Here is a 24,296-nt window from a genome sequence, read left to right as displayed (position 1 = left end):
AGCGGCGTTTTTACATAAAAAGGAGCGCGGTAACGGTGCAGCGGCCAAGTCTTGACATGTATCAATGGAATAACGACACGGTCCGGAGCTTTTTCTCCCGGCATACATTTTCCCAGGCAGCGGTCGCCGTCGGCCTGGAGGAGCTCGTGGTCATGCCGGCGCTTGACGAAGAGGAGCAGAAGGACCTTCAGCGGCTGAAGGCGAAAAATAACGCATCGGCGTACCATGTCCTCGTATGCGGCCATTTTTCCGCCGGCAAAAGCACGCTGATCAATCAGCTACTGGAGGGGGAATGGCTGCCGGCCCACCCGGTGCCGACGAGTGCAAATATCGTTTCATTTACCACCGGCGGCACTGTCTCCTACGAGATTACCACCGGCGGACAGACAGCGGCCGTACCGCCGGAAGACTGGACAAACGCCTGGATGATGGCCGGAGAGACCGAGCGGGTGGAGGTGCAGCACCCGGATCTTCCGCTGCCGGCGGGAGTGACGCTTTTTGACACGCCGGGCATCGATTCCACCGAAGCCGCTCATCAACGGGCGGCGGAGTCGGAATGGATGATAGCGGATGAACTATTTTACGTCACCGACTACCAGCAGGTGGAGTCGGAAGAAAATTTTTTATTTCTGCAGCAGCTGAACGAGCAGTACGTCCGCCCGTCTCTGATTGTCAACCAGGTGGATAAGCATGAAGAGGAGGAGCTTTCCTTTCAGGCGTACCAGGACCGGATCCGGCAAAGCCTGGAACGGAGGCAGATCGAATACGAAAGCATTTTCTTTGTGTCTGCTCTTTATCCGGAACGGACCGCTGATTCCTGGAAAGCCCTGCGGGAAAAAATGCTGCCTGAAGATTCCGGGGAGCGGAAGGAGCGCATCCGCCAGACCTGTGCCTCGAGGGCTTATTACATCACTGTGTCCCATTTGCGGAGTCGTCTTGCCGCCGCGGAGCCGGACGGGGAGGTGCAGCACATCTGGGAGGCGTTTTCCACGCCGGGAGCTTTTTATGATGCGCTTGAGGCCGATCAGGAAGCGGCCGGGCAGTTCAGGCACTGGGAAACAAAGGCGGAAAAAGCGATGCGCCGGACAATTCTTGAAGCCTTTGCCCGGGCCAAGCTGATGCCTTATCACACACGGGCAGCCGTGCATGCGTATCTGGAGTCCCGTCTTGTCACCTTTCGTGTGAAAAGCTGGCTGGGAACGCAAAAAACAGCAAGGGTGCGTAAGGAACGCGAAGCACGGGTGATAGAAGAGTTGAATGAAAACATTAAAAATGAACTCGAAAATCATTTAAAACGTGATATGAAGCAGACCGCCGAACGATACGCCGGCAGAGATCCGGAAGTGGAAGCCGCCATTGAGACGATGGAGGTGCGCGCAGACGCCGCGATGCTCGAGGAAGCGGAAAACAAAGGGGCACGTCTCACCGAGGCCTATGCGAGAACCTACTGCCGCACGCTGGAGGAAAAAATGCAGACGGCCTACCGCCGGCAGCTCGCCGACTGGATGCCGCTGTTTTTGGAGAAGGTCCGTGCCCACAAAGAGACGGAAGCTCATCGCCAGGAAACAAAAATGGCAGCCCATCGAAAGGCATGGGAGGCTTATGAAGTGTGGCGAAAGGAATTTTACCGGGTAAAAGAACTGCTGGAGGCCGCGCAGCAGCGGTGGGCCCAGGAGGCCGTTCCGCTGGCGCAGCCGGCAGAGCGTGAGCCAGTGACGCAGGCTGTGGCTCCTTCGACGGGCGAAGAAGTCTATTCGGTGCACGAATGGTACCGGGATTACCTGGACAGTGCCGGCCGGGAGCGGGAAACCCTCCCGGACCCGGAGGAAGCGGCAGATAAGTGGCAGAAGCTGGCCCGGCTCGTACAGCCGTATGCCCCGCTTGAAGGCTTTGCCCGGCGGCTGGAGGCCCGGGCCCAGCGGCTTCGGGAGCAGGCGTTCCGCGTTTCCTTTTTCGGCGGGTTCAGCGCCGGAAAATCCACCGTGGCCAATGCCATGGCCGGAGAAACAGTACTGCCGGTGTCGGCAAACCCGACGACAGCAGCCATTACTCATATCAAAGCGCCGGACGACCGGCATCCGGACCGGAGTGCGGTGATTTATTATAAACAGCAGGCCGACGTCCTGCAGGACATGAATGACCTGCTCGCTTCGTTCGAGGTGCGCCTTTCGCATGTGACAGAATGGAGCAGCCGGTACGCCGCCTATGAAGAAGAGCTGCAGGAGCGTGCGGAGAAAGCAGAAAAGCAGAAACGGACGGAACTCGAGCAGCAGCATCTGGAGGCGCTTACGTTCGACGCCATGCGGGAGGAAGAAAAAAGGATGCTTGATCAGTATGTCGTGTCCTATGAAAAGCAGGAGAGCAGTGCCGGCCGTCCGGAAACGGTTTCCCTCGAAGCTTTTCAGCAGGCCGCGGGTGCTGAAGAAGCCGCGATGATGATCGAGCGGGCGGACGTTTATCTTTCTACGAGTTGGACCGGCAGAGGGATGGAGGTCGTCGATACGCCCGGCATACATTCTGTGTATCAGCGGCACGCGGACATTTCGTTTCAGGAAATGAAGCGCGCGGACGCTATTTTGTTTTTATCGTATTACAATCATGCGTTTTCCCGCGGGGACAAAGCGTTTTTGGAACAGCTGGCTGCGGTGAACCAGACCTTTTCCTATGATAAGCTCATTTTTTTAGTCAATGCAGCGGATCTGGCCGCCGGCAGGCGGGAGCTCGAGGAGGTTCTCCGGTACGTCCGGGAGGAGCTGGCCGCGATTGGCATTCATAACCCGCTCGTTTTGCCCATTTCCGGAAAAGTATCGCTTCAGGACAAAACGGCCGGCGGCCTGGAAGGATTCGAGGCCGTATTTGAGCAGTTTCTTTCCGCTACGCTTGAGACGACTGTCATGAAAGAGGGCAGCCGGGAAGCTGCGGAGGTCCTGGACTATGTGGAACGAACACGGGCGGATGCGGGCCGGACGGATGCCGAACAGGAACGGGAAAGGCAAAACGACATCGCGCAGCTGGAGCAGTTCATCACGCAGGACAAATGGACGGAATCATGGAAGCTCATCGAAAAGCGGCTTTCGGAGGAAACGGAGGAGTTGTTTTTTTACGTGCGCCAGCGGTTGTTTTATTATTACCGGGAGGAATTTCAGTTCTGGTTTTCGCGGGCGTACTTTCACGATCAGTCGTCGTTTCGCTCCCAGCTTCGCCGGAAAACGACGGAGGCAGTCCAGCAGGTGCTGCAGCGCTTCTTGCAGGAAACAAGGATTACCTCCGCCCGGATTGAGCAATGGATGCACCGTACCATGAACGAAGAAGAGCAGTACTGGAGAAAGCAGCTTCCGGACTCTTTCCGTTACGTATTTTCGGGGGAGCAGGCGGCTTTTCCGCCAATCGAATTCCCCCCGCCGGAGGTGCCGGCGATCGCAGAAGCAGTCGAAGGCGAGTGGAAGACGCTGACCCACTATGATTTTTTCATGAAGGGCCAGAACAAGGTGTACCGTGAAGTGCTGGAGCAACAGCTGCGTCCCGTCGTGGAACAAGAGCTGCAAACCGTGAAAAAAGACGTCTATGCGTGGGCAGAGGCGGCCGCACGGGCCCGGTGGGAGCAGCGCACCGCTGAGTGGGAGACGGCTTCCCGCCGCCAGGCGGAGTGGCTCAGGCAGGAAAAAACGGGAGAAACCGAACGGGAATGGGCCCAGCTTGAAGCAGAGGTCCGGAGGCTGGTTGGACAGAGAGAGTAAGTGTGTTATACTACAATTACTCTGTAAGATAAAGGATGGGGACATGAACGGAACAAATATTTTTTTAGACGACGTCCGACAGTCTCCGGATAATCACGTATTAGTGAAAACAGCTGAAGAATGTATGCGATTACTGCAAAACACGGCTGATGTCAGCCATCTGTCGCTTGACCACGATTTGGGAACAAAGTATTTTAATGGTTTTTCCGTCGTGCTGTATTTACTTGAAAAACAAATTATACCTTCAAAGATTACTATACACTCAGCCAATGCAGTCGGCGGTAAACGGATGTACCGGAGACTGATGGAAGCACGCAAGTCCGGGGAACTTCCTGAACGAGTGAAGATTCTGCACCGGCCGCTTCCATTGAATGCCTAAAAAGGAGCCTTTCAGGGCTTCTTTTTTTTATACTGGGAAGAGCTTTGCTATAATGGATAGAATCAAAGGAGGCACAAGCTATGCAGATAAACGTAACGGACCGGGCAGCGGAAGCGATCCGCCGCCTCGGCAGCAACCAGACAATCACGATTGCCTATGAATTCACGGGCGGGTGCCAGGGGCTTCAGGAATTCCAGCTGCACGCTTCACCTGGAACCTCGCCGGAAGTCCGGGCAGCCGATGAAGATACCCTGCACCTGATCGAGCCATCGCCGGTGCTTGACTATCATCCCACGCTTAAATGGATGCTGAAAAACAAAAATCAGACAATCGCAAACAATATTCATTTGTATGAACACACCGAAGCGTAAGGAGGCCAGACGATGGAGCGTTTAGTGGAGATAAAAAATGTCAGCATACGAACCAACGGCCGGGTCCGGCTTGACGGCGTCTCGTTTACGGTCAATCAAGGCGAGCACCGGGCGCTTCTCGGCTTAAACGGCTCCGGTAAAACCACACTCCTGCAGGCAATTTTAGGACAGGTGTGGGCAACTGAAGGAGAAGTGCACACCTGGTTTGGCCGTCACGGCAGGGTGAACATGCAGAACCTCCGCCGGGAAATCGGCATCGTCAGCAACGCCCTGGATGATCAGTACCAGCACCGTGCTGGGGTAACCGCCTTTAATGTCGCGTTAAGCGGTTATTTTGCGAGCATCGGTATTTATGAGCAGGCACCGGAAGAAATCACAGCACGGGCAGAGAATGCGCTGCACACGTTTGGGGTTTCACAGTACAGGGACGTGCCGTATGCAGCGCTCTCGCAGGGGGAGAAGCGCCGGGTGATGCTTGCGCGGGCCTGGACAACAGGAGCGAAGCTGCTGCTGCTTGACGAGCCGTGCACCGGGCTTGATGTAAAGGGAAGAGAGGAGTTGATCGAAGGGCTTGAAGCGTCGCTGAAGCACCCCGAGGCGCCGACTGTGCTGTATGTAACTCATCATCTCGAAGAACTGCCGGGAGCTGTGGAAGCCGCAACAATTATGAAAAACGGCCGGGTGCAGGCAGATGGAAAGAAACAGGACGTCCTGACGGATCGGGAGGTTTCAACTGCATTTGATGTGAACGGAAGCATTCAATGGCATGAGCAGCGGCCATGGTTTATTACCGGTGGAGCGACAACACGCCGGTAACCGGACATAGCGGTTCGGTTAGTAATAAAAAATTTCAATTACCATATTTATTATTAGAATAAAAACACATAGCTATGGAAAGCAGAAAAATTACTAAAAAAGAAGCCCTTTCTGATAAGAGAAAGGGCCCTGGAACATTTTATGCCTCGAACGATGCCACGATTTTTCCGCGTGTGTGACCATCCTGCATATCTTTTAACGCATCCGGAATCTCACTGAAGCTGATGGTCCGGCTTACGGAAGGCTTCACCTTTCCCTGGGAAGCCAGTTCTCCGAGTTCCCGGGCAATGAACCCGAGATCTTTAATTTGCGCTTCGTCATCGGAACGATAGACAAATCCAAGCGCCACTTCATGAATCGAAGGGGCGAGCGTTTTTGCTACGTAGTGGGAAAGATCCGGCCATGCCACAACAGCAATCAAATGACCGTTGAAGGCAAGATAATCCAGTGCTTCGGTAGCTGTTTGTTGTCCGACCAGATCAAGTACCACATCGACGCCGCGGCCGTCCGTCCATTTGTGTACTTCCTCCACCACATTCTCACTGCGGTAGTCCACCACATGATCGGCGCCCAGATCTTTAACATAGTCCGCATTTTCGCTCGAGCAGGTGGAAATGACCGCAAGGCCGAGATGCTTGGCGAGTTGGACTGCAAAGCTGCCGACACCGCCGGATCCGGCCTGAATCATGATCGTCTGTCCGGGACGGAGCGGGGCCTTCCGGTACAGCGACTGGTAGGCCGTAAAGCCGGCCGTTGGCATTGACGCGGCCTCCACATGCGTCAAGCCTTTCGGCACAGATGAAACCACATCCGTCCGGGTGGTGGTAAATTCAGCAAATCCGCCGTCTTTCGTCATATTTCCGTGATAATACACTTCATCTCCGACTGACCAATCGGTTACGTCCGCGCCGACTTCATCGATCACCCCGGACACGTCCAGTCCCAAAACATGAGGAAAAGACCATTCCGGTAGAGGGGACGCCATTAATTTATAATCGACCGGGTTTAAGCCCACAGCATGTACTTTAATGCGGAGCTCATGAGCTTCCGGCTCCGGCATGTCGATGTCTGCTTCCTTTAACTGGCCGGGGTCTCCGGCTTCATTTATCACAAGTGCTTTCATTCTATCAGCCTCCTGTCACTCCTATACCTTCCGCGTACGAGCCAAAAACATCTAAAAATAAAAACTCCTGACTGGATGCCTTTAATACCTGATGGGAGGGGCCGATATATAAAGTAAAGAGACCAGGAGGGGAAATGGCATGTCCTTAGCAAGCGAAAAAAATATTTTATTAGAATCCGGGACGAATGAGCTCGAAATTGTTCTTTTTTCCGTCGGAAGCAGTCAATTCGGCATCAATGTGTTAAAGGTGCGCGAAATCATTCATCAGGTGGAGGTTACTCCCGTGCCCAACCATCACGAGCACGTCAAAGGAATTGTCCGGCTGCGCAATGAAGTGATCCCGGTGATCGACTTAAAAAAAGTGCTCCATCACGACGGGGCGGACGACGTCCGGCATGACAAATACATTATCGCCGAGCTGAATCAGGTGAAGGTAGCGTTTCATGTCGAAGAAGTATCCCGTATTCACCGTATCAGCTGGGAGGATATTGAAAAGCCCAATGCCCTGTCCCAGGGACTCGAAGCACGCTCCATCGGTATTGTGAAAATGGAGCACGCCATGGTCTTTCTGCTTGATTACGAAAAAATCATCAGCGACATTTCCCCGGACACCCTATTTGACCAGCATCTGCCGTCGTACAGGCCGGACCGGGAAAACACGACCGTATTAATTGCGGAGGACTCGCCGGTGCTCAAGCATCTGATTGTCGATACACTCGCAGAAGCCGGCTATAAGCAGCACCGATCCTTTGAAAACGGACGGGAAGCGTACGAGTATCTGGAAGAATTACTGACAGAAGATGCCGCGGCAAACCTGCCGGATCTCGTCATTACAGACATTGAAATGCCGCAGATGGACGGCCATCATCTGACAAAAAAAATCAAGGACCATGAAAGCCTCCGCAGCCTTCCGGTCATTATCTTTTCCTCTCTGATTACCGCGGATTTGTTTCACAAAGGGGAAAAAGTCGGAGCCGATGCCCAGGTGAGCAAGCCCGAAATTAATACACTGGTAAAAACAATCGACAGCTGCATCCGCGCTGCTGCCGCCCGCTGAACCGTCGATAGAGCCTCTCTGCGATCAAGCAGAGGGGCTTTTTTTATAAAAAATTCAAAAAAATTAATAAATAACCGTTGACTGTATTATAACAACGGTATATAATTTGAATTACATTATAACAACATTAACGAAAAGGAGCGATTTTAGGATGCGTCATTTCACAAGATCGAAAGAAGACCGTTATACCCCGGAAGAGGAAAATCAGACGATTCTCGACATGATTAATGACTATCACACCAACACTAAATAACGCTCACGTCCCGACAAGGCTTCCCGCATACCGTTGCGGGAAGCCTTTTCTGTGTTATAACAACAAAAACAGCCGGGATAGAAAAACAAACATACATTCGCTATAATGGGAATATGCTGAGGTGAGCAACCATGAAAAAACAATCCCTACAGGAATTAATGCAGTGGATGAAAACTGACACGTCCATTGCGCCCAATATAGAATTCTGGCATACCGTGGAGGCACGGCCGCCCAAAACAGCGGCCTTCCCGGAACAGCTGCATGAGCGCCTGCGCGCCGGTCTTGCCGCCCGCGGCATCGACTCGCTGTATACCCATCAGCATTCCGCGTTTGAAGCAGCTTACGGACGCAAGGCCAATGTCGTCACCATTACGCCGACCGCCTCCGGGAAAACCCTGTGCTATAACCTCCCGGTGCTGCAGACGATCATGGACGAGCCGGAAGCACGCGCTCTGTATCTGTTTCCGACCAAGGCGCTCGCCCAGGACCAGAAAAGCGAAATCAATGAATTTATCGAGGAGATCGGGGCCTCCATCAACAGCTACACGTATGACGGAGATACGCCGCCGACCATCCGGCAGTCAATCCGGCGCGCCGGCCATATCGTCATGACCAACCCGGACATGCTGCACTCAGCCATTCTTCCGCATCATACCAAATGGGTGTCGCTGTTTGAGCACCTGCGCTATATCGTGATTGACGAGATTCATACGTACCGCGGCGTATTCGGGAGCCACGTGGCGAACGTCCTGCGCCGGCTGCTGCGCATTGCCCGCTACTACGGGGCAGAGCCGACCTTTATCACGACCTCCGCAACGATCGCCAATCCCCGTGAGCTCGCCGAGACCCTTACCGAACAGCCCTTTGAGCTTGTGGACAACAACGGAGCACCGCAGGGGAAAAAGCATTTCGTGTTTTATAACCCGCCGGTCATTAACGAAGCGATGAATATCCGAAAAGGGGTCCTTTCGGAAGTTAACCGGCTCGCCAATACGTTTCTCGAGCAGCACGTCCAGACCATTGTATTTACGAAGAGCCGGGTAATGGTGGAGGTCATTTTAAGTCATCTGCAGCATTTGAACAGCAAGCAGACCGGCCAGCAGAGCCTCGTGACCGGCTACCGCGGCGGCTACCTGCCCAACCAGCGGCGGGCTATTGAGGAAGGGCTGCGTTCCGGCGATATTATGGGCGTGATTTCCACCAACGCCCTCGAGCTTGGCGTCGACATCGGGCAGCTGCAGGTGTGCATCATGTCCGGCTATCCGGGCTCGATTGCAAGTGCCTGGCAGCAGGCCGGGCGTGCGGGACGGCGCCAGTCGGAGTCGCTGATCGTCATGATCGCAAGCTCCAACCCGATCGACCAGTACATGATCCAGCATTCCGATTACTTTTTGGAGAAAAACCCGGAAACCGCGCGCATCCATCCCGATAATCTGATCATTCTCGTCGACCATGTGAAATGTGCCGCCTTTGAACTGCCATTCCGGGACGACGACACATTCGGCGGCGTTGAGGTAAACGATGTACTTGAGTACCTGTCGGAGGAAAACGTCGTGCACCACCGGGGCTCCAAATGGTACTGGATGAGCGATGCGTTTCCGGCGCACGGCATCAGCCTGCGCTCAGCTTCGCAGGAAAACGTCGTCATCATCGACCAGACGGTGCCGTCCGCGTCCAAGGTGATCGGACAGATGGACCGCTTCAGCGCCATGACTCTGCTGCATGACGAAGCCATTTACATTCACCAGGGCGTGCAGTACCAGGTCATTTATCTGGATTGGGACGAAAAAAAAGCGTATGTGGAGGAGGTACGGGTCGACTACTACACCGATGCCAACATGGCCGTCGAGCTGAAGGTGCTCGAAGAGGATAAAACGTCCGACTATCCGTCGTACCACGCCGGCTTCGGGGATGTGATGGTGCACGCCAAGGTGACCATCTTTAAAAAAATCAAGCTGGCGACGTTTGAAAACATCGGCTCTGGAACCGTGCACCTGCCGGAGGAGGAGCTGCATACAAATGCCTGCTGGCTCCATTTTCCCGAAGATACCCAGGAGTTTGGGCGCGACACGCTGGAGCAGGCGATGATGGGGCTTGCGAATGTGCTCCGGCACACGGCGCCCGTCCGGGTCATGTGCGACCCGTCCGACATTCACGTGGTACCGCAGATGAAGGCGACCCATTCGGAGCAGCCGACTATCTTTTTATACGACCGCTATCCGGGCGGCGTCGGGCTGTCCTCCACCATTTTCACCGACCTGCCCGACGTGCTGGGCGACTGCGCCTCGTTGATTGAGGCCTGTCCGTGCCAGGACGGCTGCCCGTCCTGCATCGGGTCGGATATTATGCTGAGCGGAAACACGAAAGCGACCGTGCTCGCATTCATTCACCGGCTTCAGGCCGAACAGGAGGTGAGTACCGACCGTGAGCATGAAAAATAAACTCAAACGAATGAAAACGCATTTGCAGGAGGAAGCCCCTTCTGCTCCCGCTCCTACCGAAGAAAAAAAGGGGGAGGAGGGAGGGATTTTGCACCTCGACGAATGGGAAGCTTTTGGCGCGGTGCCGAAGCATTACGACGGGGAAACGATTTTAAAACGGACCGTGACGTATCCGCTTGACTATATCCACGGCAGCGCCTCGTTTGACGAGCTGTTTACCGTGTTTGACCGCTGGAAGGAGGAAGCCGCGTTTCATCCGCTGCACCCGGAGAACCGGAGGCCGGAGGACCTGCTGTTTTTCGATACCGAGACGACCGGGCTGAAAGGGGGGACCGGCACCACCATCTTCCTGCTTGGCGGTGCCCGGGTGTACGCGGACCGGGTCGAGGTGTCACAGTACTTTCTCCCCGGGCCGGAGCACGAAGTCGCACTTTATCACTATTTTTTAACCGAATGCTATTCGGCGGAAAACCTGGTCACCTACAACGGCAAATCGTTTGACTGGCCGCAGGTGCAGACCCGGCATACCCTCTTGCGCAACCAGGTGCCGAAGCTTCCGGCCTTCGGCCACTTTGATCTTCTGCATGCGAGCCGGCGCCTGTTTGCTGACCGGCTGGAATCGTGCCGGCTGAGCGTGGTGGAGCGGGATATTCTCGGATTTGTCCGCCACGACGACACCCCGGGCTACCTCGCGCCGATGCTGTACTTTGACTACGTGAACGAAGGGCTTCCCGAGTTTGTGACCGGCATCATGGAGCATAACGAGCAGGATATTTTGTCACTGATCACGCTTTATATTGATATTTCCAAACGAATTCTCGCTGACGGTACAAGTGAAAAACAATCGCTTGCCGTCGCCAAATGGTTTGATCAGCAGAAGGAATGGACGAAAAGCGCCCAGCACTACACCGCAATGGTCGAAAGCGGGGAAGAGGACGGCGAAACAATGCACCGCTACGGCGTCAATTTAAAGAAACAGCAGCGGCAGGCCGAAGCCATTCCCTGGTTTGAAAAGGTCTGGGAGCGCAACGAGGATTCGCGGTATACGCTTGAGGCCGGCGTGGAGCTTGCCAAATGGGAAGAGCACCAGGCGAAAAACCCCGAGCGGGCGCTGTTGTACGCTGCAGGGGTCCAGAGCAAGGCCGAACGGGCAGGGATCACGCTTCCGGCCGGGCAGCAGGCGGACCTGCACAAACGGCTTGAGCGGCTGATGGGCAAACGGGGGCGGACGTCTTGAGGCGGCTCGCAGCGACCGGGTACAAGCCGGCAGAGCTCGGCATCTTCAAAGACGACGCCCCGGAGATTGCCTACATCCGAAAAACGCTCGAAAAGCGGCTGCGGGCGCTGATTGAAGAGGGAAGCGAATGGCTGATTATTTCCGGGCAGCCCGGCGTGGAATGGTGGGCGGCTGAAGCATGGAACAGCTTACGGGAGGAGTATGACCATATTCAGCTCGCCGTGCTTGAGCCGTTTCTTGAACAGGACTCCATCTGGCCGGAGCACGTCCGCACCGCTTACGCGGAGCTGAAGCAGAGCGCAGACTACGTGGACGCGATTTCCAAGCGCCCGTATGTCAATCCGTCGCAGCTGAAGGTAAAAAACGACTTTATTATTTCCCATACGGACGCTCTTCTGATTTTGTATGACGAGGAGCAGGAGGGCGTGCCCAGGTATATGCTTGCCTCCGCCGAACGACGGCAGGAGAGCGATCATTACCCGGTCTATACCATCGTGCCGGAGGACCTTGAGGAAACAGTGCGCGAGGAAGCGGAACGGGAGTGGGACGGATAGTCCCGGGAAGGAAATTGACTTTTTTTATGTATTCTGAAAGAATATAAACAGATAAATACGCGGTTATCCGCCCGGCAGGTGCCGGCGGCCGCGAATGTATCATACAAATAAAGCAGAGGTGGTCCTTGCTGATGGAACAGACACAGTTATCTGCCAAAGACATTTTAGACAAAGATTTTAAAAACAGTGTCAAAGGCTACAACAAAGACGAAGTCGACCAATTTTTGGACATTATTATTCAGGATTATGAACGGTTCGAACAGAAAGTGCGCGAGCTCGAAGACCAGCTGAACCGCTCGCCGGAGCAGCGGACCGCCGCATCGCCGGAAGGAGATTCCCGCTACCAGCGAACCGTGACGTCGTCGACCTCCACCCGGTCCGAAAGCGGCGCCGGCAGTACGGACACCGCTTCGAACACCACCGCAGCCGAACCGGCGGCTGGGACAACCAATTACGATATTTTAAAACGGCTCTCGAACCTCGAAAAAGAAGTATTCGGCAAGAAACTATACGATTAAAGGCGGGGACGCGGGCATATGCGGACGATTCATATTGACGGAGCGAGCGCCGGACAGCCCGGGCCTTCCGGTATCGGCATATTTGTGAAGCACGATGACGGCAGCGTGGAGGAATTTTCCCGCCCGCTCGGCTGCCTCACCAACAACGAAGCGGAATTTGAAGCGTGCGTGCAGGCGTATGAGCTCTGCCGCGAGCGCGGCTGGTATTCGGCCTCGATCCGGACCGATTCGCAGCTTGTGAATGCGTCGGTGGAAAAGCGGTTTGTGAAACGAAAGCTTTATCAGCCGTATTTATCCAAAATCCTCCGTGCCGAAGAGGAGCTGCCCCTTTGTTTTCTCAAATGGGTGCCCTCCCGGGACAACCGCGCGGCTGACCGGCTGGCCAGACAGGCCGTGCTCGCTTCGGGCAAGACCGATCGCTGCTGATTCCCAGTTTCTTTGCTTGCTTCTTCTGCCCGGAACCGATATAATTGCACCTGGCCATAAAGAGCCGGGATTCGTTCAGGTAATCGCTGTATGTACCCATACAGAGGAAAGTCCATGCTCGCACAGCCTGAGATGGCTGTAGTGTTCGTGTCTGACGAAACCATAAGTCAGAGCAGCTTCGTTTCGGAGCTGACGGCGGGGAAACAGCCTGTGTCCGTCCGGATATGGCTGGAGTCCCCTGAACAGTGCCACAGTGACGTAGTCCGGCTGGAAACGGCCGGAGTGGAACGCGGTAAACCCCTCGAGCGAGAAACCCAAAATTAGGTAGGGGCGCCTTTCGGAAGAAATTCAACGGAACGAAAGGGCAGAACTTTTTCTGCAGATAGATGATTACCACCCGAGTGCAAGGTGAACAGCCGCTGGCAGCACAAGGGAACAGAACATGGCTTACACGAACGGTCCCGGCTTCTTGAAGCAAAACCCCTGGAGTATAATTCAGGGGTTTTTTTAGTAGATATGAACGGACCTTTACGTCCAAGGAGGAACCTATGACCCAACCAACATACACATTAATCGCTACGGCGACGATGGGCCTTGAAGCCCTGGTCGCCAAAGAAATCAAAGCGCTCGGCTACCGGCACCTGCGCACCGAAAACGGCCGGGTGGAATTTGAAGCCCCCGCTGAAGGCATTGCCCGGGCCAACCTGTGGCTCAGGACCGCCGGCCGGGTGAAAATCAAGATTGGAGCTTTTACCGCTGAAACGTTTGATGAACTATTTGAACAGACGAAGGCCCTTCCGTGGGAGCAGTTCCTGCCCGAAAATGCCGAGTTCCCCGTCAGCGGCCGATCGGTCAAATCCACGCTGTTCAGCGTGTCGGACTGCCAGGCGATCGTCAAAAAAGCCGTGGTGGAACGGCTCAAGCAGTCCTACGAGAGCGAATGGTTTCCGGAAAACGGATCGCTTTTTAAGCTCGAGGTGGCGCTGCATAAGGACGAAGCCGTGCTGTCGCTCGATACGTCCGGGGCCGGCCTGAACCAGCGCGGCTACCGGGAGACGCACGCCCAGGCACCACTCAAGGAAACGCTGGCGGCAGCAATGGTTATGCTTGCCAACTGGCATCCGGACCGCCCGCTCGTCGATTTATTCTGCGGGTCGGGCACGATTCCCATCGAAGCGGCCATGATCGGCCAGAACATGGCCCCCGGCGTGAACCGCTCGTTTGTGAGCGAAACGTGGCCATGGGCCGAAGCCATGCAGTGGGAGGCGGCGCGCCAGGAAGCCGAAGACCTCATCCGCGACGACCAGCCGCTCATGATCACCGGCACCGATTTGAATCCGAAGGCCATCGAAGTCGCGGAGGAAAACGCCAAAGAAGCCGGCATGTACGGCCTGATCACGTTCAAGCAGATGGCGGCGCGGGACTTTAAGCCCAAGGGCGAGTACGGCGCCGTTATCAGCAATCCGCCGTACGGGGAACGAATCGGGGAAATGGAAGAGGTGGAGGAAATGTACCGGGCGCTCGGCCGCATTGCCCGGGATACACCGACCTGGTCCTACTACGTGCTGACCTCCCATGAACAGTTTGAATCCCTGTTCGGCCGGCAGGCGACCAAACGGCGCAAGCTCTACAACGGCAACATCAAAACAGATTATTACCAGTACTGGGGGCCGAGACCGCCCCGCCCGTCCTAATTGTTCGGGTGATCGGTGTCCCCGAGCCGGGGATTGTCAAAATGAAGGTAGTCGATGGCCGGATGATAGCTGATCGTCATGCCATCGAGGTACCACTGGTCCTGCGGTTCCACAAAAAAACGCAGGCCGCCCGCTTCCGTCCGGTAACTGGTGCCGGATGGGTCCCCGGGCTCCACCCCGATGGAAAATCCGCCGGAACCCACGCCGCCGATACGGACAAACAGGCGTACAGCCGCCCCGTCGGCGAGGTCCATTTCCTGCTTGTAGTGGCGGCCTGCTTCTTCAGTAATCGTCATTTGCATACGTATCTTTCGCTCCCTTCCACTCTTTGTTATATCATGAAGGAGAGAGTCACACCAAACAGAGTTCATAACAAGGAGGAATCACTATGCCGGATTATGCACAGATTGAACGGGATTTTTTGACCGAACAGCGCAGCCTGGACGCTTACAAACAGGCGCTCAGCCTGCTCGGATGGGACGCACGGACCGGAGCACCCAAAAAAGGGGTGGAGGAGCGCTCCGAAGTAGTTGGGGCGCTTGCGACCGAGCTGTTTGCCCGGAAAACCTTCGGACGCTTGAAAGAAATGAGCCAGTATCTGCTCGAGCCGGAGGCAGCCGAGCAGGTGTCTTCGGTCGCCCGGAGAGCCGCGGAAGAAACGCTCACCGAGGTGGAACGGATGGAGCGTCTGCCCCGCGACGAGTATCAGGCGTTTACGACGCTTACGTCCAAAACGGAATCGTACTGGGAAGAGGCGAAAGCGTCCGGGGACTTTGAAGGGTTCCGCCCGTACCTCGAAGAAATCGTCGCGTACCAGCGCCGGTTCGCGGATTACCTCGGCTACAACGGGCACCCGTACAACGCGCTTCTGCATGACTTTGAGCCCGGCATGACTGTCTCCACCCTGGATACGACCTTTTCCAGGCTCCGCGACGGCCTGATGCCGCTCGTGGAACAAGTAAAAGCAGCATCGGTGCGGCCGGACACATCGTTTCTGCATGCGCCTTTTCCGAAGGACCGGCAGCGCGCCTTCAGCGAGCATGTGCTCCGGCAGATGACGTACGATTTTGATGCCGGACGGCTGGATGAAACCGTGCATCCGTTTGCGGTCGGACTGAACCAAAACGACGTGCGGGTCACCACCAAATACGACGAATCCGACTTCCGCACCGCCGTCTTCGGCACCATCCACGAAGGCGGCCATGCGCTGTATGAGCAAAACCTTGGCGCAGATCTGGCCGGAACGATTCTGGCGGACGGCGCATCGATGGGCATCCATGAATCGCAGTCGCTCTTCTGGGAAAATTTCGTGGCGCGGACCCGCTCCTTCTGGGAAAACAACTACGGCAAACTTCAGGAGCTCAGCGGCGGCCAGTTCCAGCACGTGGCCCTCGACGATTTCTACTTTGCCGTCAACAGCGTCGAACCGTCCCTGATCCGGATTGAAGCCGATGAAATGACCTATTCCCTGCATATCATTCTCCGCTACGAGCTGGAAAAAGCCCTGATCGAAGGCAGCCTGCAGGTGAAGGATCTGCCGGAAGCGTGGAACGAAAAAATGAAGCAGTACCTCGGCGTCGTACCGTCCAATCACGCGGAAGGCGTGCTCCAGGACGTACACTGGGCGGGCGGTGCCTTTGGCTACTTCCCGTCCTATGCGCTCGGCTATATCTATGCGGCCCAGCTCCAGCAGGCCATGGTGCGCGATCTGCCGGCGTTCGATGATCTGATCACAAGTGGTGACCTCGCACCAATCCGGCACTGGCTGACCGAACACGTGCACCAGCACGGCCGGATGAAACGGCCAGCCGACATCATTGCAGCCGCGACCGGGGAAGGGACCAACCCGGAGCCGCTGCTTGCCCACCTGTCCCATAAATATCAGAGCCTGTACCGCTGGTCCTGATCCCGCTGCCCTATGCAGCGGGGGTTCCGCCCCGGGACGTTTGAAGGATGCACTTTTGTGAAATAAAGTAGAGACTCTAATAATTTAGATGTCCCTTGCAACAGAACCATTAGAGGGGGATTGGCATGATTACATTCACTGACATTGCAAAGACGTTTGCCGGTGCCGACGACGCGGCCGTTCAAAACTTTAACGCCACGGTCGAGCAGGGGGAATTTTTCGTCTTGATCGGCCCGAGCGGGTGCGGCAAGACGACCACGCTGAAAATGATCAACCGGCTGATCGAACCAAGCACCGGCACGATCCGCATCCAGGACAAGGACATTCGGGAGTGGGACCGCCATGAACTGCGGTGGAATGTCGGGTACGTGCTGCAGCAGATTGCGCTGTTTCCGACGATGACCATTGCCGAAAATATTGCGGTCGTTCCGGAAATGCGGCGCTGGAAGAAAAACGAGATCAAGGAACGCGTCGATGAACTGCTGCAGATGGTCGGCCTCGACCCGGATACATACCGCAACCGGAAACCGTCGGAGCTCTCCGGCGGCCAGCAGCAGCGGATCGGGGTAATACGGGCACTCGCCGCGGATCCGGACATTATCCTGATGGATGAGCCGTTCAGTGCCCTCGACCCGCTGAGCCGGGAACAGCTGCAGGAGGACATCCGCGCTCTGCAGCAGAACATTCAAAAAACGATTGTTTTCGTCACCCACGACATGGACGAGGCACTTGCCCTCGGCGACCGGATCTGCCTCATGAAAGACGGCGACATCGTCCAGGTCGGCACGCCGCGCGAGCTGAAAAATGAGCCGGCCAATGATTTTGTGCGGGACTTTATCGGGGATCGCCGGGACGAATGGGACACCCCGGTCCGTTCGGTCATGAGCGGCCGCGACAGCCAGTACATCGCAAGTGTCCACGACATGCCCGAAATGCCGCTGTACCCGGCTCCGCTGTATATCTTCGACCAGAACGACACGTTTCTCGGCCGCCGGGACGGCGACTCCATCGCCTCCCAGAAAACCGTGATTTCCCCGGATCACGTGCTGTACGACGCCCTCAAGACGTTCAACGACACCGACGCCGAAGCGCTGCCGGTGCTCGAAGAAGGACGGCTCGTCGGGGCGCTCAGCTACAAGGACGTGATGCAGTTTCTACAGAAAGCGAAACTCGCATCCGCAGGAGGTGACACGGAGGCATGAACTTACTCGAAAACACGTATCAGCTGTTTACCAACGAGCAGGGCCAGTTCTGGACCCTCGTGTGGGAACACGTAAACATGAGTCTGATCTCGCTTCTGTGCGCGTCCTTTATTGCGGTCCCGGTCGGCGTGCTCTTAACCCGCCGCCAGTCGATTGCCGAGCCGATCATCGGCATCGCCGCTGTGCTTCAGACCATTCCGAGTCTGGCCTTGCTCGGGTTCATGATTCTCATTCTTAACCAGATCGGCACCGTGCCGGCCGTGGTCGCGCTGACCGCCTACGCGCTGCTTCCGATTCTGCGCAACACCTACACCGGCATTGCCGGCGTGGATCCGGCCCTTGTGGAAGCGGCCACCGGCATGGGGATGAATTCCTTCCGGCGCCTGCGCAAAATTGAGCTGCCGATGGCCATGCCGGTCATCATGGCCGGCATCCGGACGTCCATGGTGCTGATTGTCGGAACCGCCACCCTGGCAGCCCTGATCAGTGCGGGAGGCCTCGGGGATTTCATCATGACGGGCATCGACCGGGCGGACAACGCCTACATTCTGCTCGGTGCCATTCCGGCCGCGCTGCTGGCTCTGTTTTTTGACCTGGTGCTGCGTATCACGGAACGAACGTCCCAGGGCAAAGCACTTGCTCCCGTGGCGATTGTTCTCGGCGTGGCGCTGTTAGTGGTTATCACTCCGGCGCTTGCCTCCACCCAGCAGGAAGAGCTCGTCATCGGCGGGAAGGAAGGGGCCGAACCTGAAATTCTCGCCAACATGTACTCGCTGCTGATTGAGGAAAACACCGACCTTGATACGAGCGTGGACGCCGGACTAGGGAGCACAAGCATTGCGTTTAACGCCCTGGAGTCCGACGATATTGATATTTATCCGGAGTTCACCGGCACCGTCACTGCCAACCTGTATGACCAGGGCGTGCCGGCCGGAAGCACCCGGGAAGAAGTATACGAGGAAGCGCGCACCCTGCTTGCCGATGACGACCTCGCCTATCTCGAGCCGATGGAGTACAACAATACGTATGCTCTGGCGCTCCGCGAAGAGGAAGCCGACAGCCTTGGCATTGAAACCATTTCCGATCTCGAGCCGCATACCGATGAGCTTGTGCCCGGGTTTACCTTTGAGTTCGCCGACCGTCAGACCGACGGCTATCCCGCGATTGTCGACACCTACGGCTTCGAGTTTGATGAAGTGGAAACCCTCGACGCCGGCCTTCGTTCCAATGCGCTGCAGGAAGGCCAGATCGATTTGATTGACGCCTACTCCACCGATGCGTATATCATAGAGTACGGGCTTACCGTACTTGAAGACGATGAAAATGTATTTCCGCCGTACCAGGGGGCTCCGCTGTTAAAGCAGGAAACCCTGGATGACAACCCTGGTCTCGAAGAAGCATTAAACCGCCTCGGCGGCCAGATTACCAATGAAGAAATGCAGGAAATGAACTACGAGGTGGACTATGAAGGCGCCGACCACCGGGAAGTAGCCCGGGACTACCTCGAAGAAAACAACCTGCTTGGCAGCAACTAACAGGCAGTAGATTCGTATCTCAAGGAGGGACCACCAATGAAAAACCCTGAACGACAAGAAATACGGGCCATTCTCGACCGAAGCAAACGCATCGCGGTCGTCGGCCTGTCGGATAACCCGTACCGGACGTCCTACCAGATCAGCAAAGTCATGCTTGAAGCGGGCTACGAGATTATTCCGGTCAATCCGACGGTGGAAAAAGTCTTTGACATTCCGGCCGTCGACTCGCTGAAGGACATTGAGGGCCACATTGATATCGTCAATGTGTTCCGCCGCAGCGAGTTCCTCAAAGGCGTGGCCGAGGAAGCAGCCCAGGTGGACGCAGACGTATTCTGGGCCCAGCTCGGCCTGGTGAGCGAGGAAGCGTACGATATTGCGGCCAATGCAGGCATGACGGTGATCATGGACCGCTGCATTAAAGTGGAGCATGCGATCGCGTAAGCACCGATTATACCGAACAGTATCCAACCTTGGCGGGGCTATCCTGCCAAGGTTTTCCTGTCTGGAGAAGGGATGGCCCCAAAATCAAAACATATGTTCCCGTTCATTGACAAACTGTGTTAGTATGAAATATAACTAGAACGGAGAACGAAGAACGAAGAAGGGAGAGACAGGAGTGGCAGCAGATAAATCCTATCAATATAACGATGAATCCATTCAGGTACTGGAGGGGCTCGAAGCGGTCCGGAAACGTCCGGGCATGTATATCGGCAGCACGGACAGCCGCGGGCTTCACCATCTTGTTTTTGAAATTCTTGATAATTCGGTCGATGAAGCGATCGCCGGCTACGGCAGCGTGATCGAAGTGACGCTGCATAAAGACGGGAGCGTCTCTGTATCCGACCACGGCCGGGGCATGCCGACCGGCACCCACAGCTCCGGCAAGCCGACTCCGGAAGTCATTTTGACCGTGCTTCACGCCGGCGGAAAATTCGGCCAGGGCGGTTACGCTACAAGCGGCGGCCTGCACGGCGTCGGGGCCTCGGTGGTTAACGCGCTGTCGGAATGGCTTGAAGTCACCATTTACCGGGACAACCAGATTTTCGAGCAGCGCTTTGAAAACGGCGGCCGTCCGGTGACGACCCTTGAACAGAAGGGAAATACCAAAAAAACCGGGACGACGATCCGGTTTAAGCCGGACGCTTCCATGTTCAATTCAGTGCACTACCAGTTTGATGTGCTGGCCGAACGCCTGCGCGAAGCCGCGTTTCTGTTGAAGGGCACAAGCATCCGTCTGCATGATAAGCGCGACAAAGAACCGGTGACCGAGGAATTTCAGTTTGACACCGGCATTCAGGCGTTTGTGGAGTATTTAAACGAAGACAAGGAAACCCTGCATCCGGTCGTCTCCTTTGAAGGGAAGGCCCAGGATATCGAGGTGGACTTTGCGTTTCAGTTTACCGACGGCTATACGGAGAACATGCTGTCGTTTGTGAACAATGTCCGTACCCGCGACGGCGGTACGCATGAGTCCGGCGCCCGTTCGGCGTTTACCCGGGTGCTCAACGAACACGCCCGCAAGCTGCAGCTGTTAAAGGAGAAGGATAAAAACCTTGACGGCAGTGACATCCGTGAAGGACTGACCGCCGTGGTCTCCATCCGGATTCCGGAGCATCTGCTGCAGTTTGAAGGGCAGACGAAAAGCAAGCTCGGTACGCCGGAGGCCCGATCCGCGGTGGATCAGTACATTACGGACCGCCTGACATATTTTCTGGAGGAAAACTCGACGGTCAGCACAATGCTGATCAAAAAAGCCATCAAAGCCGCCCAGGTGCGGGAAGCCGCGCGCAAAGCCCGGGAGGAAGCCCGGAATGGTAAAAAGAACCGGAAAAAAGACGCGCTCTTGAGCGGCAAGCTCACCCCCGCGCAGTCCAAAAACCCGGATCGCAATGAGCTGTATCTCGTCGAAGGGGATTCGGCCGGCGGCTCGGCCAAGCAGGGGCGCGACCGTAAATTTCAGGCTGTGCTCCCGCTGCGCGGCAAGGTCATTAACACGGAAAAAGCGAAGCTCGATGATATTATGAAAAACGAAGAAATCCGCACCATCATCTATGCCCTCGGCGCCGGGGTCGGCACGGACTTCACACTCGAAGACCGGAATTACGACAAGGTTGTGATTATGACAGACGCTGATACCGATGGTGCTCATATTCAGGTGCTTTTGCTGACGTTTTTCTACCGCTACATGCGGGAGCTTGTGGAATCGGGGAAAGTCTATATTGCCCTGCCACCGCTCTACAAGGTCAGCAAAGGAAGCGGCCCCAAGCAGAAATCCGAATACGCCTGGGAGGAGAATGGCCTCCAGGAAGCTATTCAGCGCATTGGTAAAGGATACGCCATCCAACGCTATAAAGGCCTCGGGGAAATGGACGCCTCCCAGCTGTGGGAGACGACCATGAATCCGGACAGCCGGACCCTCATCCGGGTGACCGTGGAGGATGGCGCTCGCGCGGACCGTCGCGTATCCACGCTGATGGGCAATAAAGTGGAGCCCCGGCGCAAGTGGATTGAATCCAACGTGGCGTTCGGCATGGAAGAGGACTTGAATATTTTGGATAACACTGATTTGCAGATTATTAAGGAGGAACCGTAAGTGGCTGATGCAGAACAATACTTGGATCTTCGTCTCGAAGACGTTCTCGGCGAACGCTTCGGGCGCTACAGCAAATACATTATTCAGGAACGTGCCCTCCCGGACGCACGCGACGGGTTAAAGCCCGTGCAGCGCCGGATTCTGTTTGCAATGCTTCAGGACGGCAACACTGCGGATAAACCATTCCGCAAAGCAGCAAAAACGGTCGGGAACGTCATCGGGAACTATCATCCGCACGGGGATTCCTCCGTGTATGAAGCCATGGTGCGGATGAGCCAGGAATGGAAGGTGCGTGCCCCGCTCGTCGAAATGCACGGCAACAACGGCTCCGTCGACGGCGACCCGCCGGCGGCGATGCGTTACACGGAAGCGCGTCTCGCGAGCGTCTCGTCCGAACTGCTGAAAGATATTGAAAAGGAGACGGTGGAGCACGTAACCAACTTTGATGACACGCAGGAGGAGCCAACGGTTCTGCCGGCGAAATTCCCGAACCTGCTGATCAACGGATCCACCGGCATTTCCTCCGGCTATGCGACCGATATTCCGCCGCATCAGCTGGGGGAAATTATTGATGCCGCGGTCGCGCAGCTCGAAAAGCCGTCGGTATCAACCGACGAACTGATGCAGTACGTGCAGGGACCCGATTTTCCGACCGGCGGTGTCATTCAGGGCAAGGACGGCATCCGCCAGGCGTATGAGACCGGCCGGGGAAAAGTCGTCGTCCGGGCCAAAACGAGCATCGAGCAGGTGCGGGGCGGCCGGGAACAGATTCTGATTACCGAGCTGCCGTATGAGGTAAACAAGTCCACGCTCGTAAAGAAGATGGATGAACTCCGGTTTGACCGTAAAGTCGACGGGGTCGCCGAAGTGCGTGATGACACGGACCGGACCGGCCTCCGGGTCGTCATTGAGCTCAAAAAAGATGCCGACGCCCAGAGCGTGCTGAACTTTTATTACAAAATGACGGACCTTCAGGTGTCGTACAATTTCAATATGGTCGCCATTAACGACCGGACCCCGCAGCTGATGAATTTAAAGCAGCTGCTTGATGCCTACATCAGCCACCGGCGGAGCGTGGTCACCAACCGCTCCCAGTTTGACCTCAACAAAGCGGAGCAGCGTCAGCATATCGTGGAAGGCCTGATTAAGGCGATCAGCGTGCTCGACCAGGTGATTGATACGATCCGCCAGTCGGAAAACAAGAGAAACGCGAAGGAAAACCTGGTGGAGCAGTTTGCCTTCACCGATGCGCAGGCCGAAGCCATCGTGAACCTGCAGCTGTACCGCTTAACCAATACCGATGTTACTCAGCTCGAAAAAGAAGCCGGAGAGCTCGAAAAAGAAATCAAGCGGCTCCGCGGTATCCTCTCGAGCGAAAAGAAGCTGCAGCAGGTCGTGAAAAAGGAGCTGCAGGAAGTCAAAAAGCAGTATGACGACACCCGCCGCACCGTGATTGAAGCGGAAATTGAAGAGCTTAAGATCGACCGCGAAGTGATGATCCCGTCCGAGGATGTTATTGTAACCGCCACGGCAGAGGGCTATATTAAACGAACGAGCCAGCGCTCCTACGCGGCTTCAAATACCGAACCGCCGGGAATGAAAGAGGAAGACGCCCTGTTGTTTTTCCGCGACATGAATACGACAGATATGCTGCTCTTGTTTACGAAAAAAGGACAGTTTATCTACCTGCCGGTACATATGCTCTCCGAAATCCGCTGGAAGGATAACGGCCAGCATATCGGCAATATCTCCCCGCTTGATCCGGGGGATGCGCTGGTCGCTGTTGTGCCGGTCCAGGAGTTTACCGAAGAGGATTATTTTGTGTTTATCACCCGCCAGGGCATGATCAAAAAAACGGCAATGAACGCCTATCAGGCATCGCGCTACGGACGCTCCATGATCGGAGTGAATGTAAAGGACGGAGACGAAGTACTTTCCGTGTACCAGACGAACGGGGAGCAGGAGTTGTTTCTCACGACCCATCAAAACTACGGTCTCCGTTTCCATGAACAGGAGGTTTCTCCTGTCGGTGTCCGGGCGGCTGGTGTCAAAGCGATTGATTTAAAAGACGGGGATGTGGTCGCCGGGGCGCATGTAACCTCGGCCTATAAAACCGAGGATGCGGTCATGGTCACCCAGCGCGGCGGCGTTAAACGCATGAGTCTCGATGATATTCCAATAACGAACCGGGCCAAGCGGGGGGTCGTCCTCTGGAAGGAAGTCAAATCCAGGCCGCACCGGATCATCGCGAGCTATATTCTGGACGGCGAGCCATTTGTGCTGAAGGCCCGTACGAAAAACATGACGGTCACCATTGACCCGGCAAAATACCGGCGGGTGGACCGTTACAGCAATGGTTCCTATGTTATTGATACGAAAAAGCACGGAGTGATTGAAGCCGTATGGAAGGATATCCCGTACCAGTAAATCACACTCCGCTCGCTTTCAAAAAGG

At 55.7% G+C, this 24,296-nt stretch carries 19 protein-coding genes and 1 other RNA gene; 18 read left to right on the top strand and 2 right to left on the bottom strand.

Annotation, left to right across the window (positions count from 1 at the left end; genetic code table 11):
• Nucleotides 1-35: 35 nt before the first annotated feature.
• The 4 genes from ACTRXG_RS09000 (at nt 36) to ACTRXG_RS08985 (ending at nt 5,303) form a co-directional block, all read left to right on the top strand.
• Nucleotides 36-3,737, top strand: coding sequence for a dynamin family protein (locus ACTRXG_RS09000; protein ID WP_474284708.1), 3,702 nt, complete (start codon nt 36-38; stop codon nt 3,735-3,737).
• A 43-nt stretch (nt 3,738-3,780) separates the two neighbouring features.
• The gene (locus ACTRXG_RS08995) at nt 3,781-4,116 is read left to right on the top strand and encodes a cyclic-phosphate processing receiver domain-containing protein (protein WP_079476470.1); all 336 of its coding nucleotides are present in this window, start codon (nt 3,781-3,783) and stop codon (nt 4,114-4,116) included.
• An 80-nt stretch (nt 4,117-4,196) separates the two neighbouring features.
• Nucleotides 4,197-4,487: an iron-sulfur cluster assembly accessory protein gene (locus tag ACTRXG_RS08990; RefSeq protein WP_474284707.1), complete on the top strand. Its 291-nt coding sequence runs from the start codon at nt 4,197-4,199 to the stop codon at nt 4,485-4,487.
• A 12-nt stretch (nt 4,488-4,499) separates the two neighbouring features.
• Entirely contained in the window at nt 4,500-5,303 is an 804-nt protein-coding gene (locus ACTRXG_RS08985; RefSeq protein WP_474284706.1) for an ABC transporter ATP-binding protein, read from the top strand.
• A gap of 139 nt (nt 5,304-5,442) precedes the next feature.
• Here ACTRXG_RS08985 and ACTRXG_RS08980 read toward each other — a convergent pair whose 3' ends face one another.
• Complete coding sequence (locus ACTRXG_RS08980; RefSeq protein ID WP_474284705.1) at nt 5,443-6,426, bottom strand: zinc-binding dehydrogenase; 984 nt, start codon at nt 6,424-6,426, stop codon at nt 5,443-5,445.
• A 139-nt stretch (nt 6,427-6,565) separates the two neighbouring features.
• On the opposite strand from ACTRXG_RS08980, the gene ACTRXG_RS08975 reads away from it, so the two are divergent.
• The 8 genes from ACTRXG_RS08975 (at nt 6,566) to ACTRXG_RS08940 (ending at nt 14,606) form a co-directional block, all read left to right on the top strand.
• Entirely contained in the window at nt 6,566-7,483 is a 918-nt protein-coding gene (locus ACTRXG_RS08975) for a chemotaxis protein (protein WP_474284704.1), read from the top strand.
• A gap of 384 nt (nt 7,484-7,867) precedes the next feature.
• The gene (locus tag ACTRXG_RS08970; RefSeq protein ID WP_474284703.1) at nt 7,868-10,177 is read left to right on the top strand and encodes a DEAD/DEAH box helicase; all 2,310 of its coding nucleotides are present in this window, start codon (nt 7,868-7,870) and stop codon (nt 10,175-10,177) included.
• Nucleotides 10,167-11,414, top strand: a complete 1,248-nt coding sequence (locus ACTRXG_RS08965; protein WP_474284720.1) for a ribonuclease H-like domain-containing protein — start codon at nt 10,167-10,169, stop codon at nt 11,412-11,414. Before ACTRXG_RS08970 ends, ACTRXG_RS08965 begins: the two co-directional genes overlap by 11 nt.
• Nucleotides 11,411-11,968, top strand: a complete 558-nt coding sequence (locus ACTRXG_RS08960; RefSeq protein ID WP_474284702.1) for an SLOG family protein — start codon at nt 11,411-11,413, stop codon at nt 11,966-11,968. The genes ACTRXG_RS08965 and ACTRXG_RS08960 overlap by 4 nt, the downstream gene beginning before the upstream one ends.
• Nucleotides 11,969-12,093: 125 nt before the next feature.
• Nucleotides 12,094-12,486, top strand: a complete 393-nt coding sequence (gpsB, locus tag ACTRXG_RS08955; RefSeq protein ID WP_474263388.1) for a cell division regulator GpsB — start codon at nt 12,094-12,096, stop codon at nt 12,484-12,486.
• 18 nt (nt 12,487-12,504) lie between these two features.
• Nucleotides 12,505-12,912, top strand: a complete 408-nt coding sequence (locus tag ACTRXG_RS08950; protein ID WP_474284701.1) for a ribonuclease HI family protein — start codon at nt 12,505-12,507, stop codon at nt 12,910-12,912.
• Nucleotides 12,913-12,983: 71 nt separating this feature from the next.
• Nucleotides 12,984-13,367: RNase P RNA component class B (rnpB, locus tag ACTRXG_RS08945), an RNA gene on the top strand.
• Between the two features lie 93 nt (nt 13,368-13,460).
• Entirely contained in the window at nt 13,461-14,606 is a 1,146-nt protein-coding gene (locus ACTRXG_RS08940; RefSeq protein WP_474284700.1) for a THUMP domain-containing class I SAM-dependent RNA methyltransferase, read from the top strand.
• On the opposite strand, the gene ACTRXG_RS08935 is transcribed toward ACTRXG_RS08940, so the two are convergent.
• Nucleotides 14,603-14,908 carry a HesB/YadR/YfhF family protein gene (locus ACTRXG_RS08935; protein WP_474284699.1) on the bottom strand — a complete coding sequence of 102 codons (306 nt, stop codon included), beginning with the start codon at nt 14,906-14,908 and terminating at the stop codon, nt 14,603-14,605. The genes ACTRXG_RS08940 and ACTRXG_RS08935 overlap by 4 nt on opposite strands.
• A gap of 86 nt (nt 14,909-14,994) precedes the next feature.
• Between ACTRXG_RS08935 and ACTRXG_RS08930 the strand changes: the two genes are divergently transcribed.
• From ACTRXG_RS08930 to parC, 6 genes are all read left to right on the top strand, one after another.
• A complete protein-coding gene (locus ACTRXG_RS08930; RefSeq protein ID WP_474284698.1) occupies nt 14,995-16,512 on the top strand; it encodes a carboxypeptidase M32 in 1,518 nt (505 codons plus the stop codon).
• Between the two features lie 125 nt (nt 16,513-16,637).
• Complete coding sequence (locus tag ACTRXG_RS08925) at nt 16,638-17,714, top strand: ABC transporter ATP-binding protein (protein ID WP_474284697.1); 1,077 nt, start codon at nt 16,638-16,640, stop codon at nt 17,712-17,714.
• Nucleotides 17,711-19,249, top strand: a complete 1,539-nt coding sequence (locus tag ACTRXG_RS08920) for an ABC transporter permease/substrate-binding protein (protein WP_474284695.1) — start codon at nt 17,711-17,713, stop codon at nt 19,247-19,249. Before ACTRXG_RS08925 ends, ACTRXG_RS08920 begins: the two co-directional genes overlap by 4 nt.
• A 36-nt stretch (nt 19,250-19,285) precedes the next feature.
• Nucleotides 19,286-19,690, top strand: coding sequence for a CoA-binding protein (locus tag ACTRXG_RS08915; protein ID WP_322525042.1), 405 nt, complete (start codon nt 19,286-19,288; stop codon nt 19,688-19,690).
• A gap of 175 nt (nt 19,691-19,865) precedes the next feature.
• A complete protein-coding gene (gene parE, locus ACTRXG_RS08910) occupies nt 19,866-21,842 on the top strand; it encodes a DNA topoisomerase IV subunit B (RefSeq protein ID WP_474284694.1) in 1,977 nt (658 codons plus the stop codon).
• The gene (gene parC / locus ACTRXG_RS08905) at nt 21,843-24,269 is read left to right on the top strand and encodes a DNA topoisomerase IV subunit A (RefSeq protein WP_474284693.1); all 2,427 of its coding nucleotides are present in this window, start codon (nt 21,843-21,845) and stop codon (nt 24,267-24,269) included.
• Nucleotides 24,270-24,296 lie beyond the last annotated feature (27 nt).

It is taken from the genome of Marinococcus sp. LNSP9103-4, assembly GCF_056034345.1.
The sequence above is the reverse complement of the archived record's forward strand: the minus strand, read 5'-3'. Positions and strand labels throughout refer to the sequence as shown.